Source organism: candidate division TA06 bacterium, assembly GCA_004376575.1.
Classification (GTDB): Bacteria; Hydrothermota; DG-26; order E44-bin18; family E44-bin18; genus E44-bin18.
In genome coordinates this window covers 20,417-40,083 of sequence record SOJN01000012.1, presented here as the reverse complement: position 1 = coordinate 40,083, position 19,667 = coordinate 20,417, and the positions used below count along the sequence as shown (strand labels likewise).

Below are 19,667 nucleotides of genomic sequence, written 5' to 3'. Positions count from 1 at the left end.
TAGAGGGGGTATGTTTGCTTGAGGAGCGCGATTCTCCTCCACCTTGCGGGTATTCTTGTATTGCTTGTTCTTTCTGCCTTTTTCTCGGGCTCTGAAGCAGCCATCTTTTCACTTTCCCCTCTGCGAGTGAGAAGGTTAGTTTCTGAGAGGGTAAGATTCTCTGGTCATCTCTCGCGGTTGCTTTCAAATCCCCAGAGAACCCTCATCAGTATAGTTCTTGGTAATACGCTGGCCAACGTGGGTACAAGCTTTTTTGCCGCGCTCCTGGCCTTCAGGGTGGCAAAACTGATTGGAGTTGGTGAAACCGCGGGCGCAGCCGTGGGCATAGGTGTTACGACATTCCTCCTTCTCGTCTTCGGAGAGATCAGTCCTAAGTGGTATAGCCTGGAGAGGGCAGAGAGGGTTTCACTGAGAACTGCGCCAATACTCAATCTTGTTTCCACAATCTTTCTTCCTGTATCCTACATTTTGGAACTCTTCATCCGCTTCGGGCAGTTCGGTATGAACAGAAGAAGCCTGGTAACCATGGATGAAATAAAAGCGATGCTTGAGCTGGGCAGGAAGACCAAGACTCTAAGAGATTTTGAACAGGAGATAATAGGAAATGTCTTTGATTTTTCTGACACTGTTGTCAGAGAGACAATGACCCCTAGAACTGAAATGTTCTCCATCTCAAAAGATCTGTCCGTTTCCGAGGCGAGAGATCTGGCCAGGACAAAGCGCCATTCTAGAATGCCGGTCTACGATGACAATCTTGACGACATTGTGGGTATTCTTTACTTAAAAGACATTCTGACTGCCAGAGTGTCAGAGAGAGACTCGGTGCTCAATCTTCTCAAGCCAGCGTATTTTGTGCCCGAGACGATGAGAATAGGAGGACTCCTGGAGGAATTTCAGAGGCGGCGGATGCACTTTGCCATGGTAGTGGATGAGCATGGTGGGACGGTTGGCCTGGTCACCTTAGACGATGTCTTGAAGGAGATTGTCGGTGACATTACAGAAGAGTCACGTACCGGGGAAAGGCCTGAGATTGTTGTTATCAATGAGAAAGAACTGGTGGCAGATGGATATGTCAGCCTTAACGACCTGAAGAAAAGGACCGGCCTGGACCTGCCTGTTCAGGAGTTCGACACGCTTTCAGGCCTAATTTACGATCTTGCTGGAAGAATTCCCGTCGAAGGAGAGAGTTTTGAGTATCGGGGAGCGACCTACACCATTCAGGAAATCCAGGGGACCAGGATATCCAGGGTGAGGATAGTAAAGGCAGGATGAGCCATGATGGGTGCTATTATCGCGATCTTCTTTCTTCTTATGGTGGGGTTCTTTGGGGCCAGTGAGATGGCTCTTATCTCTGCAAACAGGGTGAGACTGAGGCATCTTCGGAAGCTTGGTTCCAGAGGGGCAAGAAATGCTCTTGACCTTTTGGCCAAGCCGGAGATCTTTCTCACCACAATCCTGGTGGGGACAAACCTGAGCGTGGTGGCCTGCACTTTTCTGGCAACCAGGCTGCTGTATCTAAGATTCGGAGAGCCGGGAAGGCTTGCGTCCCCGTTCATCGTAGGCTTTGCCATATTGATTCTAGGTGAAATGATCCCCAAGTCGTTTGCTCGAGTCAGGCCCGAACGTGTTGGAATTTCAGTGTCGCCAGCGATCGTTTCTGCAAGAAAAGTTCTCTTTCCACTGATAGTCCTTTCCAACTGGGGAGCAAGAGCTCTCCTGTTTCTGTTCCGATTCAGTCCCAAAGAGGTGATACCCATTTTTAGCAGAGGGACATTCGAGTCTGCCATTGAAGCCGGGGAGGATGAGGGGCTGCTGGGGGCAAGAGACAGGCGAATCATATCTACAGTGCTTGACTTCTGGAGAAAGCCCATACGGGAAATTATGGTTCCCAGGATGGAAATGGTTGTATCTCCTGTAGATGTCAGTTATGAAGAGATAGCGCGCCTTCTAGCTGACACGGGCCATTCCAGGATTCCAGTTTATGAAGGGAATGTAGACAACATCAAGGGAGTTGTCGTCGCCGTCGACTTGCTCGAGAAGGAGGGTTGGGACGCGAAAAAGGTGATGCGGTCTGTCACGTTCGTTCCAGAAGAAAAAAGCTGCGCTAGCCTCCTTGATGAACTAAAAAAGGACTATACACACATGGCTATTGTTGTTGATGAATACGGGGGAACTTCTGGTCTGGTGGGGCTTGAAGATCTGGTTGAGGAATTGATTGGCGAGATCAGGGATGAACACGACAAGGAGTTGAGACGGTTTCGAAAGGTGGCAAGGCGCACAATCCTGGCGGACGGGAGTGCGAGGATTGCGGACATTGAAAAACACTTCCACATAAACCTGCCAAAAGGAGAATATGAAACGATAGGCGGATTGCTAATCGAGAGTGCTGGGAAGATTCCGAAGGTGGGCAGGATCTTCAAATTTGGGCAGGTCACCGTTGTCGTTCTTGATTCAAGCGACAGAAAGGTGGATAAGGTCAGGATAAGAGTTTCCTGAGAAGTTTAGAGACCTTGAGGGGCGCTTCTGTTACCAAGGTAAGGCCGGTCGCTTCTTCGAACCCTGCTGGGGTGTTTGTCTCCGTTTTGGGCACAAACTCGGCGTGGATGTGACCTATCGATTTCCCGCATCTCACCGCCACATTGTAGCCGGGAACGACACCTGTTAATGATTTGATAGCCCTCAATGAGACCTTGAGTGCATCAGCGAATGCGTCAGGATCTATTGTCTCGAGTTGTGGCACGCACTGCCTGGGTGCGATGAGAAGGGAGTGATTCCTGACTGGGGCAGGGTGCGCCATGACCTTAAACTCCCTGTTGGTGTACACAGTAAGCGAACGACTCCTCAAAATGCTGCAAACTCCACATCCGTGTTTTTTTCTCCTTCGTGCTATCTGCTTGTAGAGGAGAGGGGTCTTTGTGATGTATACCTGGCTGTGAAAGCAGGAGACGCTCTGTCCCGCTCCAGCTCTCTTGCCGCCGTTTATGAATGGGACAGCCACCAATCGATTTGAGGAGGCAAGTTTTTCGATTGCCTGCCACGAGACGACTATGGCGCTTACGACGCGTTTCGGGAGCTGGTGCATGTGCCTGTAGTGATCCGCGGGGCTGATTGAGATGACTAGACTGAGTTCAGGATCGTCTGTAAGGGAAGGTACAAGGTTGAGAAATGTTCTTGCCGCCCACCTCTCCTTTGGAAAAGTGTGGCTGGGCATGTTTTCTAGCATTTTGTAGTAGGTGCTCACTTTGCTTTTGTCCTTGCCCTTAAGGGAGGCGAGAGCTGTCTCCATTGACCGGGTCTCTTCCAAAAGCTTCAGTTTGTTGTTGTTGTCTACATAGAAAAGGGTTGAGGGCGTTTTTCCACTGCAATAATAGCAATCTTCTCTTTTCCTCGTCGTCCCAGCATCTTCTCTGTGTATCTCCGCATGCCTTGTCTCTCTGTTTGGGCTTACGAGGACAATCCGGCCAGTTATGGGGTCTTCGACTCTGAAGAGACTCTTCGGCTTGAACTGCTGAAACTGAGACGCCTTGATCCGTCTTTTCAAGTCTGCCAGTTCCATAATCTTCTCCTTTACGAGATGGGGTCCTATTCGGCAATGATTATGGTTATCCATAACAGGCCGTTACCGTACTTGCGGGAGCTACCTTGCGCTATGCCGATCCCCATCCGTGTACCCCTGCACCGAATCATCTTTGCGTCACCAAAGATATCGTTCAACCCGGGTGTTACGAAATGAAAGGCGCTGGCGCTCGCGTCAATGTTTCCGAAATCTTGAGCGATTCTTGGGTTTTGGGATTTCAACATCTTCAGAGAATGACGGGTGGCAATACTGTCAATTGTAGCCTGCCTTCTAAGATAGGAACGGTTACGATAGATTCTTTTCCTGTTGAGCTTCTTCTCGATGAACTTGGCTGCGGAGTCGACATTAATTGTGTCTGCCGCTTGTATGTAGTTCTGAGTGATACACAAGAAACCGTCTGAACCCCTGTAGACTCCAATTCCAATGTGAGTGGAGGATCGGTCGAGCATGTTATCTCGGTGTCCTTTGCTCTCCATGAACCCCTTGTGCGCATTTATGATGCTGAAGGTTTTGGCGACGTTCTCCGCACACGAGACATACCAGATACCAGCGTTGTTTAGCCTCTTAGCCACACCCCATCCGTCAGGATTGATGTGCCCAAAGAAGCCTCTTTTGGACATGTCAAGGCTGTGTTTTCTTGCGGCCACTGCGATAGACTGCGACCTGAGTAAAGGTGGAAGCTTATGTTCGCGACGCTGTGCGTTTGTGATGGCGAACATGCTGTCTTCCAGTTCTTTTTCGAAATGAACCTGACAAAAGGCAATTTGCGATGAAGAGAAGAATCCAAGTAAAATGAGAAATACAAATGTGTGCTGAGGTTTCACTAGATGAATTACCCCTGTCTTCTCAAGACCATCCCGGGCGCTGCTTTTGTGTGAATGCCTTTGTTGACAACCAACTCCCCATTGACAATGACGTACTCTATGCCTTGGGGATAGCTGTGGGGATTCTGGTAGGTGGCAGTATCCTCGATCCTTGACGGATTGAGCACTACGATATCTGCAAAAAACCCTTCACTCAATGTCCCTCTGCTTTCCAATTTGAGCCTTTTCGCAGGCATGCTGGTCATCTTTCGTATTGCTTCTTCTATGGTGAGCAACCCCTTTTGACGCACGAATAGATTGAGAAATTTTGGAAATGCGCCGTAGCATCTAGGATGCGGTTTGCCTTCACCAAGCTTACCTTCAGGGGATTTCACTCCGCTGTCTGAGCATACCATGACCTTGGGGTGGGTCAGTGTTATTAACATGTCGTTCTCATCCTGTGTGAATGAAACCATGGATGCCAGCCCCTCGCTGTCGAGAATCAACTTGACCAGGATATCATAGGGATCCACGTTGGTTCTGGCGGCACACTCGGCAATGGATTTTCCTTCAAGCTCAGTGTTCTGCGCAGACCAGGCGTTTGTCAGAATGATCTTTCCCCATCCCACATCCGCGACTCTTTCATCAATTGCTTTTTTCAGATTCGGTGTGTGGTCAGCTGTTTTTAGGCGGGTGAGAAATGCCTTTCTTCCACCCTCGTGCGACCAGGCCGGGAAAATGGCCGCGAGGCTTGTGGCTCCGGCTATGTATGGGTATCTGTCGGCCATCACATCCACACCATCTTTTGATGCATCTTCTATTCCTGACAAAATGCTGGCCATTCTTCCCCAGTTTGATTCGCCCGACGCCTTCAGGTGAGATATCTGAACGGGAATGCTCGCCTCTCTGCCGATCTGGATTGCTTCTTCGACTGCAGGGGCAAGATTTTTGCCTTCCCCTCTTATGTGAGAGGCGTAGATGCCTGACTTGCTCGCAGCACATTTCGCGAGTTCTACAATCTCCTGCATATCTGCGTACATACCTGGAGGATACATAAGACCGGTTGAGATTCCCAGAGCCCCTTGGTCCAGGGCCTCCTTCACCATGTCCTGCATCCTTGACAGTTCGGAGGGGCTTGCTGGCCTGTCAATTGTACCGATTGCCCCACCTCTTATGGTGCCCAGTCCCACAAGAGTTGCATAGTTAATTGATATTCTTCCCTCGAGCATATCCAGGAAACTGCCCAGGGTTCCCCAACTCAGCTCCACTTCAAATCTTTTTGCGTCCGCGGCTAGATCGTCCATCATTCTCTTAGAAACAGGGGCCGCTGATTCTCCGCAGTTTCCTGCGACTTCAGTCGTTATCCCCTGCATGATCTTGCTGTCTGCTGTGGGGCAAACTAGAAGGGAGATATCTGAGTGTCCGTGAATGTCAATGAAGCCGGGACAGATGACCATTCCGTGGCCATCGATTGTCTCCGTGGCCTGGATATCATTCAGTGCGCCGATTCGTGATATTCTCCCCTTGAGAATGGCAAGGTCTGCCTGATAGGTTGCCTTGCCTGTCCCGTCAATGATGTCTCCGCCTTTTATGAGAATATCCACTTCCATATCTCCCTCCGGCCGAAATCTTAGGCCAATAACATGATCATGTCAAACGAAATAGGCCCGGGCCGAACTCCCGAAATTCCACTCCGCCCTTCCACTCACCTTCGAAATTACACCGCCCTGACCCAAAACAAGCCCGCCGCTGGGCCAAGCAAACCAGCCAATTGTCATTGCGAGCGCCCGAAGGGCGCGAAGCAATCTAAAACATGTCAAATGAGGGGGATTGCTTCGACTCGCTCCGCGAGTCTCGCAATGACAAGTTCTTTCGTCCGAGGGAAGAGGGGGACTTTTTCAAAATTGTAAAATTGGGGGGCTGTCCCCACTCCGCCCTCTTCATCGCCACTCCCCGTTCAATCCCGCGTCCCACGCGCCCGTCCCCGGTTCAATATGGTTCAATGTTGAACAATCTTGCCGCTCCCTAGCTAATCTGGAGTAGCCGCCTGCCCGGACCGTTTCACGGCCTCCTTCGCACTCAGCTTCGCCAAGCATAAACTCCGTCGGGGGGAGCTTGCTCGGCGCCGAGAGAATTGTAGGGGCGCGGCCTAATCATCTAAGATTGATGATCTAAGATCTATGATCGCGGGTTGAGCAGGGGGAGTGCCACATCAGTTTTCAGAAGTTCCCACCACACTCTCCCGAGAGAAAAACCTGTCATTGCGAGAAGCCCCGAGTTAATCGAGGGGCGACGAAGCAATCTCCGGACATGCACGGTGACCTCGTGAAACGAGGGACCGTGGAACGCCCCGGGCAGGCAGACGTGAACTTTTGACAAGATGGGCCGGGCGCGGCCTAACCATTTACGATTGCAGATTTCAGATCTCAGATTGCGGGTTGAGTTGTAGGGGCAGTGAGTGAGCTTGTCCTGAGCGATAGTCGAAGGGCGAACCGCCCACACTGTTCTTCATCTCGACCCTCAATCCTTATGTTTCAATCTTAGATCTGCGATCTACGATCTGAAATGTTGAGATCCTTCCACTCACCTCCGAAATTCCCAGCCCCATTTATCCCCCCTTCGAAATTACGAAATTCCTATCCACCCTTCCCCGGACCTACGAAAATAGAAAATCGAGAACAGAGAATATCCTACCCCCATCTCAAAATACCAGTGCTATACCGCAAGATGCCCCTACACATGGCCTGCGCACAAGACCGGGCAAAGTATTCGGAGTAGCGCCACTTGCCTGCCCCGTCGCACGGGGTGGCGCGTTCCTTGTCACGTGTGTGCGCCGAGCAAGCTCGGCTACTCCTCCGAGCTTGACATAGAAGGGAAAGGGTGGGGCAATTTGATTTTTGCCCTTCGATTCCTCTCACGATCTTCGACAGTTTGCATTCTGCATTTTGATATGCCTGCCCTTCGAAGCTTTAGCGAAGGAGGGTTTGCCCCGCAGAAATTAGGGGGTGCGCCCAAATGCTTCAGACCATTTTCGAAGGTTGGATTGGGGGGTGAAGGGAATTTCGTATGTCAGAGTATGGCGTACAGCCTAGCAGTCAGTTTCCTTTTGGGTTGAATGGTCATCGTCTGCCGTGTACAATCCAGTTCCACCAGGAGGACGGCGTGACGATAGGCTCAATTCAATTCCGACCACTTTTTGGGAAAAAGAGGCATAATATAGAGCGGGCTATCACTCTCATGAACAAGAAGAGAGCTGACCTGTACGTCCTTCCTGAATTGTTCAACACCGGATACAGTTTCAAAGACAAAAGTGAGGTGCGGGATCTCGCTGAACCGGTTGGGAGGGGAGAGACGACGCAGGCTTTGATGGATTATGCCAAAACCAAGAGGACTTCTATTGTGGCCGGGATAGCGGAACGCGAAGGAAAAAAGATCTACAACACTGCCATGTTGATAAAGCCGGACGGCAGGATTGGAAAGTATAGAAAGACGCATCTATTTCTCTTCGAAAAGCTTCTCTTTGACTCAGGAAAGGGTCCTTATCAGGTTCACCGTGTCGGCGAAGCAAGAGTCGGCATGCTCATATGTTTTGACTGGATTTTCCCAGAGCCTTTCCGGGAACTGGCCTTGAAGGGCGCAGACATCATAGCTCATCCATCAAACCTTATCCTGCCCTACTGCCAGGATGCGATGGTGACGCGCGCCCTGGAGAATCGTATTTTCATAATCCTGGCAAATAGAGTAGGCAATGAAAAGAGGAGAGGAGAACGTCTCACATTCACGGGCGGGAGTGAGATAATCTCCCCAAGAGGTAAGATCCTGGCGAAGGCTCTTGAGAAAGAGGAGACTGCGATTACTGCTAAGATAAGCTTGAGAGAAGCAAGAGACAAGAAAGTGACACTTCTAAATCACATCTTCAGAGACAGGAGGACAGATCTGTATACAGAGCTAAAGAAAGGAAGGAAAAGATGAAGATGCTGATTGGCGGAGAGTGGATTGAAAAGAAAGAAAAGATAGAGGTTCTGAACCCATACGATCAATCTGTTGTGGATACTGTCCCGCGTGCTGATGCTAAGGACCTAGACCGCGCCATCAACAGTGCTCAGATTGGCCTGAAGGAAATTTCGACCATCTCCAGCTACGATCGCTCCCAGATTCTGTCCAGGGCCGCGGACCTAATCAGGAAAAGAGCTGATGAACTGGCAACCACCATGAGCAAGGAAGTGGGAAAGACGCTGAAGGAAGCTAAGGGTGAAGTTTCACGCGCTGTTCAAACGATCACACTCTCATCTGAAGAAGCAAAAAGGATTTATGGAGAGACGATCCCATTTGATGCAGCTCCAGGAGGACAGCACAAGATGGGTTTTGCCATGCGAGTGCCGGTTGGTGTGATTGCTGCGATAAATCCTTTCAATTTTCCGCTCAATCTGGTGTGCCACAAGGTGGGGCCCGCTTTAGCCGCCGGGAACTCGGTTATCTTAAAGCCTGCCTCAGCAACTCCCCTTTCTGCACTCCTTCTGGCTGAAGTTCTGTTGGAGGCAGGTCTTCCGCCGAACTGCCTGAATGTGATTACAGGTTCCGGCGGGACAATTGGAATAGAGCTTGTAAGAAATGAGAATGTGAGGATGGTCACTTTTACGGGAAGTCTTGAAGTGGGAAAGGATATTGCTGCCAATGCGGGCCTTAAGAAGCTCACCATGGAACTGGGCTCCAACTCATGCTGCATAGTGATGAATGATGCGAATCTGGAAAGGGCTGCAGAGAGGATCCGGATTGGAGGATATGCTCTTGCCGGCCAGGTGTGCATTTCGGTTCAACGAGTGCTCGTTCAGGAAGATGTATTTGAGGGATTCCTGGATATGCTCAAGAAGGAGGTCCAATCGATCAAAACCGGAAATCCTCTTGATGATTCCACGGATATGGGGCCAATGATCGATGAGGCTTCCGCGGCAAGGGTGCAGGAATGGGTTGGTGAAGCCAAGGCCAGGGGAGCAAAGATTGTGATGGGTGGTAACAGGGTCAAAACCATTTTTGAGCCTACCATACTCAGGGATGTATCCAGAGATTGCAAGGTCTGGTTCAAGGAGGCATTTGCGCCACTTATTGTCGTCAATCCCTTCAAGACCCTGGATGAGGCAATAGAAGCAGCGAACGATTCAGAGTATGGGCTCCAGGCAGGAATATTCACAAAAGATTTGAAGTCGGCGTTTGAGGCGGCGAAAAGGATCGAGGTGGGCGGAATTATGATAAATGAGATTCCCACCTACAGGGCGGATTTGATGCCTTACGGCGGTGTAAAAGGCAGTGGTTTGGGGAGGGAAGGCCCAAGGTATGCAGTTCAAGAGATGACGGAGATCAGGGTGGTCGGGATTGACCTCCAGGATTGACTCTAAAAGTCTTTGACAAGACCTCTATCTTGTGTTAAGGTAAAATAGTGTACGAAAGGAGGTGAGTGGAATCTGGAGGTTTTCGCTGCGAGAATTATGCTACCCTTAAGGAGGGTGAAATGAGAAACAGAATTCCTTTTGCAATAGTTTTGGCCTTAATGGTGAGCTCGCTCGCGCTGACAGGATGTGGGGGCGGAGATGAACCGACCGGCCCCGGTAACGGGGGCGGAGGAGGAGGAGAGGGCGTCCTCTCATGGGCAGTGATAAGTCCGCTCTCCTCTCCCAGGTGGACCATGGCCGTTGTAGTTGCAGGCGGGAAGATATACGCGATAGGCGGTGTTGACACGTTGGGGGCAGTAGTAGGCGATGTTGAAGAATGGGATCCCGGCACGGGAAATTGGACAGCCAAAGCGCCCATGAATGAGCCGAGGACCTGGGCTACAGCACAAGCAGTTAGTGGGAAGATATACGTGATTGGCGGGCGTGACACACTCGGCAACTACTCCGACGTCGTGGAGCAATATGACCCATCTACCAACTCATGGTCCACTCGTTCTTCCATGTCGTCTGCGAGGGCTGGGATGGCATCGGGTGGGGTGAGTGGAAAGATATATGTTGCAGGAGGCTACGACGGCACGGCGAATGTCAACACAATGGAGGAATACGATCCGACCACAAATAGCTGGAACCTTCGGGCTCCCATGACTACTGCGAGGTATGACCTGTGTGCAGGAGTCTCCAATTCAATACTGGTTGCAGTGGCGGGATGGACCACTACTTGGTCAAGTGTGACTGAGGAGTACAATGCAGGGGGCAATGCGTGGACCACTAAGACCCCGCTTGCTCAGGGCCGGGATCGTGCTGGAGCAGTTGGTCTGGGTAACTACGTCTTCGTCGTTGGTGGCGTGACCAGCGCCGGACGTACGGCAGACGTGCAGAGGTACAATCAGACGAACGGGACCTGGTCCCAATCCACACCCCTCAGCGGGGCGCGTTATTATCTGGGTGTTGTCACCCTGAATGACAAGCTCTATGCCGTAGGCGGTGTGGACGGTAGCAATCAAACTGTGGGAACTGTGGAAGAGGGTACGTTCCAGTAACCTATTGCCAGCATTATCCAGTGGGGCGCCTGAACGGCGCCCCATTTTTTTCTTTACAATACCCGGTCATGCAATAGAATGTTTTGTCCTGTAAGGGCATGTGGTGTCAACAGAAAGTAGGTCATGTTCAAAAGGGCCATAATACTTCTTCTTGACGGTGTCGGCGCGGGCGAGCTTCCCGACGCTGCAGACTATGGAGATGTAGGAAGCAACACCTTGGGGAATCTGGCAAAGGCCTGCGGCGGTTTGCATCTTCCAAATCTTGGTCGTCTCGGCCTTGGCAATATAATGGACATAGAAGGTGTGCTACCATCGAGAAATCCAGGAACCTGCTACGGGAAAATGGCCGAAGCTTCCAAAGGTAAGGATTCCACCTCTGGCCATTGGGAAATTGCCGGAATAGTGCTGGATAAAGCCTTGCCGCTCTATCCAAAAGGATTTCCTTCTGAGATAATCTCTGAATTCGAACGCAAGACCAGCAGGAAGGCGATTGGAAACCGGCCTGCTTCTGGAACCATCATCATAGAGGAGCTTGGTGAAGAGCATATGAGGGATGGGAGTCTCATCGTATACACCTCGGCGGATTCTGTGTTTCAGATTGCGGCCCATGAAGATGTGGTTCCGCCGACAGAACTCTATCACTACTGTGAGATGGCCCGGTCCATCCTGACCGGGGAGCATGGGGTAGCGAGGGTTATTGCCAGGCCATTTGTGGGAAAGCCTGGGAGTTTCAGGAGAACAGAGCGCAGAAGGGATTTTTCCCTTACGCCACCGGATGATACCCTCCTTGATCTTCTCAAGAAGAGTGGGGTTCCTGTGATCGGGGTGGGAAAGGTTGATGACCTCTTTGCTGGAAGGGGGTTGACCGAAAGCTATCATTCGGTCAAAAATATGGAGTGCATAGACTACACTTTGAATGCTATGGAGAAGACCAGCGAGGGTCTCATATTTGCCAACTTCGTTGAGTTCGATATGCTGTGGGGACACAGAAACGATGTTGAAAGCTTCAAATCCGGTCTTGAGCAGTTTGACAGGAGATTACCTGAAGTGGAAGATAGGATGCGTTCAGGCGACATACTTTTTTTGACAGCAGACCATGGGAACGATCCGACCACTCCCAGTACGGATCACTCAAGAGAGTATGTGCCTCTGATTGCTTTCGCCCCTGAAAACAGAAAGAGCTGCGATCTGGGTACGCGAGACAGCTTCGCAGACCTGGGTGCAACAGTGGGGGAGGTTTTCGGCATAGAGCTGAAGAATGGAACATCATTCCTGGAGGAACTATGGATGAACAGGAACTGATCAGGATGGCCCACAAGGCCAGGGAGAAAGCGTATGCGCCATACAGCAAGTTCAAGGTTGGTGCAGCACTTCTGACAAAGACTGACAGGGTGTATACTGGATCAAATGTGGAGAACAAGTCATACGGACTGACAGTGTGCGCTGAGAGGAACGCCGTCTCTGCCGCTATCAGCGATGGTGAAAGGGATTTTGTTGCGATTGTGATCTCCTCTACGTCGAAACCCCCTGGACCGCCGTGCGGGGCGTGCAGACAGGTTCTTATGGAGTTCTCAGGTGATATAAAAGTAATCATGGTGAATGCCGCGGGTGACAGAAAGATCAGAACAGTCGCTGAACTTCTGCCTGAGCCGTTTGGAGCTAAAGATGCATGATATGAAAGCCCTGAGGGGGAGTCCCGAAGTCTTCAAGAAAGCAATGGAGGACAGGGCTGAGAAGATTGATGTCGATGGACTGCTGAAAATGGACGCAAGCTGGCGCTCGCTGGTGTCCAGGATTGACGAGCTGAAGCATGAGAAAAATGTTGCTTCGGAAAGAATAGCCGGTTTGAAGAAAAAGGGGAAGGATGCAAGCACCGAAATAAAGAGAATGAAAGAAGTATCGCAAAGAATAAAGAAAATGGAGGAAGAGGCGCGCGTGCTCGAGGGTGATATAAGGGAGATTATGGTTGTGATCCCGAACGTCCCTCATGAATCGGTCCCTGTTGGCCGGGACAGCGCTGCGAATGTGGTAGTGAAAGAGTGGGGTGAGAAGAAACCGCTCTGCGAGAACCCCCTTCCTCATTGGGAGGTTGGTGAGATTCTGGGGATACTCGATTTTCCAAGGGCAGCCAAAATATCAGGAGCACACTTCGCGTCCTACTGTGGGGCTGGAGCGACACTGGAGAGGGCACTCGTCAACTTCATGCTCGACCTGCATGTGAACGAGCACGGATACAAGGAGATGTTCCCTCCCTATCTTGTAAATCGGGATTCGATGTTCAGTACTGCGCAGCTCAGGTATGAGGAGGACATGTACAGGTGTGAGGTTGACGATCTCTTTCTCGATCCGACTGCAGAGACACCTCTGATCAATCTGCACAGAAATGAGATATTGAAAACAGAGGACCTGCCCATCAGATACGTGGGGTACACCGCGTGCTTCAGAAGAGAGGCGGGATCCTACGGCAAAGAGACGAGAGGGCTTTTGAGAGTTCACCAGTTCAATAAGGTCGAACTCATTTCCATCATTGAACCTGAAAAATCTTATGAAGAGCTGGAGATAATACTCAATCACGCAGAAAAGGTTCTCCAACTCTTAGAAATACCATACAGGGTTTATTCCCTTTCAACAGGCGAGATTTCGTTTGCCTCAGCCAAGACCTATGATATCGAAGCGTGGGCGCCCGGTGTTGGAAAATGGCTGGAAGTTTCCTCGGTCTCCAACTGTACAGACTTCCAGGCAAGGAGGGCGCAGATAAAGTTTAGAAGAGAAAAAGGTGCTCCCTCAGAGTATGTGCACACGCTGAATGGGTCTGGATTGGCTACCCCCAGGACATTCGCCGCAATAATCGAGAACTATCAGGAGAAAGACGGCACCGTGGTGGTTCCTGAGGTTCTCCGGCCGTACATGAATGGCCTGGAGAAAATCTGCTGATCCGACGGGTTGGATCTCCGCACAAATTCTTGAAAAAAATATTTGAAACGAATCAGGACCTGTGGTAGTGTTGTAGTGCCGTCACGCTGAGGGCACCACACACATAAGGCTGTAAGTCCCCAAGCCCGAGGGAATGATAGGGGCCGAGGTTGGGCGATTTCCCCACCACTTAGGTTTCCCATCTGAAGAGGATTCAAATTCCTGGTCTGGTGTCCCTGTACAAGGCACGTTTTGTCCGGATCGTCGTAGTCTTCACTATTTGAGTTGGTCTAGTGAGGTGTCTTATGCAAGATAAGATCAAACAGGAAATGGTCAGGTACTGCAGGCTGCTCTACGACCGAAAGCTAGCAGTCTCGTCAGATGGCAATCTCTCTGCGAAGGTGGCGGGAGGACAGATTCTGATAACTTCTGATTCTTGCTGCTTCGGTACAATCGATGAAGGTGAAATATCAAAGATAGATTTCCTGGGAAACATACTTCAAGGCAAGGCGCTGCCGTCGTTAGAATTCAGGATACATGTGGAGGCGTACAAGCGCAGGAAAGATGTTAATGCGGTTATCCACACCCATTCTCCCTATGCTACTGCTTTCTCGGCCATCGGTGACGAATTGGAGCCAATACTTTCTGAGCTTGCAATCTTTGGAGGATCAATCCCCAAGACGTGGTATGCCCCACCGCAGACTGAAGAGCTGGCTCATGCAGTATCCAGCCTGGTGGAGAATCACGATGCGATACTCTTGAGAAATCATGGGGCGCTGGTGGTGGGAAAATCGATGAAGGATGCGTTTCTGACTGCGGAGAGATTAGAGTTTGTCGCCCAGGTAGCATCAATCGCCAGGCAAATGGGAGGCCTCAGGAAGCTTTCCAGAGAACAGATTGCGAGAGCGCAGGCAATCTTTAGAGCCTAACCCTGCCTTCCCCGACTCCAGAAATTGGAAAATGGGAAATTCCGCCCAGTCCTTCCCTCAGCCCGGAAATTGAGAAATCACACCTAAACCCATCCCAAGACGGAAGATTACGAAATTCCCCTCTCATCATCCCCGACACACCCGAAATTCCTCACAGCCCTTCCACCCACATTCGAAATTCCCGTTCACTCCCAGCCCGACCTTCGAAATTGCGAAATTCCACCCGACCCCGCACTCACCTTCGAAAATAGAATATCGACCCCCACTCGCCGAACCTTCGAACTTCCCATCCACCCCCCAGCCCGACCTTCGAAAATCGAAAATGAAAATAGCCCAACCCAAGGCTGCAAATAACGAAATTCCCTTCCGCCCTTTCCCGAGCCGCAGAAATTGCGAAATTCCACCCAACGCCCCGCAACCCCTCCGAAATTCGACTCGTGACTCGTGGGGACAGGCATAAACTTATAAACTTTTGGCCACGGGCCACAGATTTCTGTAGGGGCGTATTGCAATACGCCCCTACTAAAGGCAGGTGCGGTCAGAACCCTGTGCCCGGGCGGAGTGTAGGGGGCGGTCTTACCATTCAAGATTGATGATCTGAGACCTATGATGGTGCACTGAGTAACGCGAAGCACCACATCAAATTCCGGAAGCACGCACCACTCTCTCCCGAGAGAAAAACATGTCATTGCGATGCTCGCGAAGCGAGCAGAAGCAATCTCCTGTAGTTCTTCACTTTGACTTTCCCGTTTTGCACTCTTCATTCTGAATTCCGAACGCTTAATTCGGCCTTGTCTTCCTAGAATCATCCTGCTATGATAGATGACAGCGAACGGTAGTACGCTGTCAATAGATTTGGGGCCAATCCGGGATGCGTAGAATTCCTATCCAAGAAATTGAACCTCAAGCAGAGGTTCCGGAACGGAATAAGATCCGCTCCATTATCTATATCGGAGCGGACTCTTTTGTGTGCTATTAAGGTCATATGAAAGGAGGTGAATCATCATGAAATTCGTCTTCGTAGTTTTGCTTTTGTCGCTCTGTGTGAGCGTCTCTTTCGCTCAGACCTATGTGCTGAAGAACGATGTAATTGACGATGGCGGGACCAAGATGTCTTCAGCCGGCTACGTGCTCAGGGGGAGCTTCGGACAGCCGACAATCGGCAAGATATCAAGTGCCAACTACATTGCCTACATCGGGTTCTGGCATCCCTATCCTGTTGGTCCGGGAATCGAAGAGGATTTGCTCTTTTCCAGGTCTATTCCCATAGTCTTCAGTCTATCTCAGAATTACCCGAACCCAGTCACTCATACAACTACCATAAAATACGGCCTACCCCAGGAGTCCAGGGTTGACATAAGAGTCTTCAACAGTGCTGGACAGCAGATCAGGACCCTTGTTCACGAGAATCAGGAGCCGGGATACTACAAGATCAATTGGGACCTGCGAGGGGTTTCCGGGGATCAACTGCCCAGTGGTGTTTACTTCTATCGGATAAGAGCAGGAGGCTTCATCCGTACCAGGAAGATGGTCATCCTGAGATGACCGGGTATTCACATCATGCGCTATGAGGAGGAACAATGTCAAAGAGGATATTGATCGTAATAGTTCTGGCAGCCTTTGCTGTATGCGCTGTTGCTGTGGCACAACAGAGAAAGGCGATTGATGGGGCCAGGTTGGGTAAAGTCGAGGTGAAGAGAACGGAGTCGCATGTTATGAAGCCCGCACGGATGCTGGTCGTTCCCTGGCACATAAACTATCAGGGATACCTTACAGATGATGCGGGCAATCCCATAAATGACACTCTGAGCATGACCTTTGGAATCTGGGATGATCCAGGCGCTGGAAGCGAGCTGTGGAATGAGAATGGGAATGTAGTTGTTGAGGAAGGTCTTTTCAATGTAGTCCTGGGTTCTACGACACCCATACCATCGGATGTCTTCGGGGCCGGACAATCGCGATGGCTCGAGCTGACAATAGTAGCCCAGACTCTTTCTCCCAGGACAGAGATTACGAGTGTCGGCTATGCCTATCGTGCTGTCAAGGCAGACAGTGCTGATGATGCTGGTATGGTGGACGGGTTTGATGCGAGCGCGACGCCTGGGGCGAGCGATCTCTTCCCGCTTTCGGCCGGGGATATACAATATGTGAACGAGGGGCAGACAGATGCGATTACGAGCGGTATGATCCTTGATGGGACTATAGTAAGAGGCGATGCTGAGGCTGCGTTCAAAGCCCCTTATGCGGATACTGCGGATTATGCTTTCGCGGCTCCTGTTGGTTCTGACAATGACTGGACCATAACTGGCAGTGTGCTTCATCCAAGTGCAGACTATGGGCTTGCGATGCGGAGTTCTAATGTGCTCTATGGCACCAATGATAGCACACATGTGAACCTTGGGATTGCTTGCACTACGGGCATGTCGGGTCAGAATTACAAATACTGCACAGTCAGCGGCGGACTGAGCAACAGTGCGGGCGACTGGTATGCGACCGTGGGTGGCGGAGCAGGCAATGTCGCCAGTGATTGGTATGCGACCGTTGGGGGAGGACAAAACAACACTGCCAGCGGCAATAGGGGGACCGTGGGCGGGGGAGAAAGCAATGTCGCCAGTGCTTTGTTTGCGACAATTGCCGGAGGACAAAACAACACTGCCAGTGGCAGCCATGCGACGGTGGGTGGGGGATATGCTGATACAACAAGGGCTGTTTATGGTGCAGTCCTGTCAGGCCGTCATAACATTGCCGGTGATCAGCCTGAAGACACTGCCGCCGTCGTGGCCGGCGGCTCGGACAATGCAGCGGTTGCGGTTTATTCGTCTGTGGGTGGCGGATTTGGTAATACCGCCAGCGGCTCGGGTGCTACGGTAGCTGGTGGAGCTTTCAACACGGCCACAGACACGGCTGCGACCGTAGGTGGCGGAGGTTCCAACACCGCCAACGGCTCGGGTGCCACCGTGGCTGGTGGAGCTTTCAACACCGCCGGCTCACCCGGTGCCACCGTGAGCGGTGGAGGTTACAGCAGCGCTAGCAGCTACGGTGCCACGGTAGCTGGGGGAGGATACAACGCTGCTAGCGGCAGCTGGGCCACCGTAGGCGGAGGATATGCCGATACAGTAGCCGGAGACTACTCTTTTGCCGCAGGCAACTTGGTCAGGGTCGCTGGAGCCGCAGACTACACGTTCGCATTTGGACGGGATTTCACAACTTCAACGCCTAACGCAGTCATATTTCATAACTCGGTCGATCCAATCAGCGTCGGCATAGGAACGGTGAGCCCTACAGAGAGGTTGGATGTTGATGGTACTGTTCAGATGACGGGTTTCAGTTTGCCTGCAGGTGCGGCAACTGGTTATGTTCTGACTTCAGATGCTTCTGGTCAGGGGGCCTGGCAGGCTGCTGCCGGCGACAATGACTGGACCATAACTGGCAGTGTGCTTCATCCAAGTTCCAGCTACGGCCTTGCAATGCGCAGTTTTAATGTCCTTTACGGTGTCTATGATACTACACACGTAAACCTTGGTATCGCTTGCACTACTGGTACTTCAGGGCAAAATCGTGCATTCTGCACCGTGAGCGGCGGATATGGCAACACCGCCAGCTACGACTATGCGGCTGTTGGTGGCGGAAGTGGCAATACCGCGGGCGGTTATCATGGTACTGTGAGCGGTGGAGAAAAGAGCAGCGCGACTGGCCAGTACGCCGTCGTTGGTGGTGGCCGAGACAATACAGCGAGCGGTAACGGCGCCGCCATTGGTGGTGGAGGCATGAATGTGGTCAACGGTGACTGGGCTGCGATTGGTGGAGGATGGGATAATGCCGCTGCCGGCAATCTCGCGACTGTGGGCGGTGGAGAGCAAAACACGGCCGGCGGCCAATATGCGACCGTGGGAGGCGGATATGCGGACACAGCCAGTGGCGACTACGCGACCGTGGCCGGAGGAGATAGCAACAATGCTGGCGGCACCGGGGCGAGCGTGGGCGGAGGACGGGACAACACTGCCAGCCAGCTCTGTACGACCATCGGCGGAGGACAGGATAACACTGCTAGCGACCTCTATACGACGGTGTGCGGAGGATTGAACAACACTGCCAGCGGTTTTGGTGCGACTGTGGGCGGGGGATGGAACAACATCGCCAGCGGGTACTATGCGACTGTGGCTGGTGGAGAGGCTGATACAGTCACCGGATGGCACTCATTTGCCGCAGGCCGACAGGTCAGGGTAACCGCTGACTACACGTTCGGATTTGGACGGAACTTCACGACTTCAACTGCTAATGCGGTCATATTCTACCACTCGCCCGGCCCGGTCAGAGTTGGCATTGGAAACACGGCACCAACACATTTATTGGATGTGGGCACAAATGGCGCTTACTGTAATGGCTTCACTTGGGTAGACGGATCGAGCAGGGAATACAAGGAACAGATTGTTGAGCTTACTTCAGAAGAAGCCATAGAAGCAGTGAGTAGATTGACTCCTGTTAGATACAATTACAAATCTGACAAAGATGAAACATTCGTGGGCTTCATAGCTGAGGATGTCCCCGATCTTGTAGCGACTAAAGACAGAAAAGGCGTGTCGCCTATGGATATTGTGGCGGTCCTGACCAAAGTGGTCCAGGAACAGCAAGAGCGCATTGAAGCGTTAGAAGCCAAAATAGAGACTATGGGTAAATAAAAACCCGAGTCACGGGGACAGGCGCCTCTACATCTAAGATCGCAGATCTAAGATCGAAGATTGCCGGGATGAGTTGTAGGGGCGCGGTTTCCGCGCCCTTTCCCGAAGGGCAGGGAGACCCTGCCCCTACAGGGTGTCAGCTCACACACTGTCCATAACGCAACAACCCGGTGCCTGTCCCCATGCGGTACCGATTTTCGATTTTCTATTTTCGAAGGTGGGTGGGGGGGTCGGGAGGAATTTCGAAGGTGGGGAAGAGGGTGGAGTGGAATTTCGAAG

14 protein-coding genes are annotated in these 19,667 nt (G+C 51.5%); 11 read left to right on the top strand and 3 right to left on the bottom strand.

Annotated features, from left to right (window positions below):
• Nucleotides 1-18: 18 nt before the first annotated feature.
• The gene (locus tag E3J62_00875; GenBank protein TET47645.1) at nucleotides 19-1,272 is read left to right on the top strand and encodes an HlyC/CorC family transporter; all 1,254 of its coding nucleotides are present in this window, start codon (nucleotides 19-21) and stop codon (nucleotides 1,270-1,272) included.
• A 3-nt stretch (nucleotides 1,273-1,275) separates the two neighbouring features.
• A complete protein-coding gene (locus tag E3J62_00870; protein TET47644.1) occupies nucleotides 1,276-2,496 on the top strand; it encodes an HlyC/CorC family transporter in 1,221 nt (406 codons plus the stop codon).
• On the opposite strand, the gene E3J62_00865 is transcribed toward E3J62_00870, so the two are convergent.
• The 3 genes from E3J62_00865 to E3J62_00855 all read right to left on the bottom strand — a co-directional run bounded on the left by E3J62_00865 (nucleotide 2,477) and on the right by E3J62_00855 (nucleotide 5,990).
• Nucleotides 2,477-3,556: a hypothetical protein gene (locus E3J62_00865; protein ID TET47643.1), complete on the bottom strand. Its 1,080-nt coding sequence runs from the start codon at nucleotides 3,554-3,556 to the stop codon at nucleotides 2,477-2,479. The genes E3J62_00870 and E3J62_00865 overlap by 20 nt on opposite strands.
• Before the next feature lie 26 nt (nucleotides 3,557-3,582).
• Complete coding sequence (locus tag E3J62_00860) at nucleotides 3,583-4,296, bottom strand: CAP domain-containing protein (GenBank protein ID TET47642.1); 714 nt, start codon at nucleotides 4,294-4,296, stop codon at nucleotides 3,583-3,585.
• A 113-nt stretch (nucleotides 4,297-4,409) separates the two neighbouring features.
• Nucleotides 4,410-5,990 (bottom strand): D-aminoacylase, encoded by a 1,581-nt coding sequence (locus E3J62_00855; protein ID TET47641.1) that lies wholly within the window; start codon nucleotides 5,988-5,990, stop codon nucleotides 4,410-4,412.
• Nucleotides 5,991-7,542: 1,552 nt separating this feature from the next.
• Between E3J62_00855 and E3J62_00850 the strand changes: the two genes are divergently transcribed.
• The 9 genes from E3J62_00850 (at nucleotide 7,543) to E3J62_00810 (ending at nucleotide 19,388) form a co-directional block, all read left to right on the top strand.
• Complete coding sequence (locus E3J62_00850) at nucleotides 7,543-8,352, top strand: acyltransferase (protein ID TET47640.1); 810 nt, start codon at nucleotides 7,543-7,545, stop codon at nucleotides 8,350-8,352.
• A complete protein-coding gene (locus E3J62_00845) occupies nucleotides 8,349-9,767 on the top strand; it encodes an aldehyde dehydrogenase family protein (GenBank protein ID TET47639.1) in 1,419 nt (472 codons plus the stop codon). The genes E3J62_00850 and E3J62_00845 overlap by 4 nt, the downstream gene beginning before the upstream one ends.
• Before the next feature lie 119 nt (nucleotides 9,768-9,886).
• On the top strand, nucleotides 9,887-10,867 hold the full coding sequence (locus E3J62_00840) for a kelch-like protein (protein TET47638.1): 981 nt from the start codon (nucleotides 9,887-9,889) through the stop codon (nucleotides 10,865-10,867).
• Between the two features lie 123 nt (nucleotides 10,868-10,990).
• Nucleotides 10,991-12,169: a phosphopentomutase gene (locus tag E3J62_00835; GenBank protein TET47637.1), complete on the top strand. Its 1,179-nt coding sequence runs from the start codon at nucleotides 10,991-10,993 to the stop codon at nucleotides 12,167-12,169.
• Complete coding sequence (gene cdd / locus E3J62_00830; GenBank protein ID TET47636.1) at nucleotides 12,151-12,540, top strand: cytidine deaminase; 390 nt, start codon at nucleotides 12,151-12,153, stop codon at nucleotides 12,538-12,540. Before E3J62_00835 ends, cdd begins: the two co-directional genes overlap by 19 nt.
• Nucleotides 12,533-13,801: a serine--tRNA ligase gene (gene serS / locus E3J62_00825; GenBank protein ID TET47635.1), complete on the top strand. Its 1,269-nt coding sequence runs from the start codon at nucleotides 12,533-12,535 to the stop codon at nucleotides 13,799-13,801. The genes cdd and serS overlap by 8 nt, the downstream gene beginning before the upstream one ends.
• A gap of 284 nt (nucleotides 13,802-14,085) precedes the next feature.
• Nucleotides 14,086-14,709, top strand: coding sequence for a class II aldolase/adducin family protein (locus E3J62_00820; GenBank protein TET47634.1), 624 nt, complete (start codon nucleotides 14,086-14,088; stop codon nucleotides 14,707-14,709).
• A gap of 1,005 nt (nucleotides 14,710-15,714) precedes the next feature.
• A complete protein-coding gene (locus E3J62_00815; GenBank protein TET47633.1) occupies nucleotides 15,715-16,254 on the top strand; it encodes a T9SS type A sorting domain-containing protein in 540 nt (179 codons plus the stop codon).
• A gap of 35 nt (nucleotides 16,255-16,289) precedes the next feature.
• Complete coding sequence (locus E3J62_00810) at nucleotides 16,290-19,388, top strand: hypothetical protein (GenBank protein TET47632.1); 3,099 nt, start codon at nucleotides 16,290-16,292, stop codon at nucleotides 19,386-19,388.
• Nucleotides 19,389-19,667 lie beyond the last annotated feature (279 nt).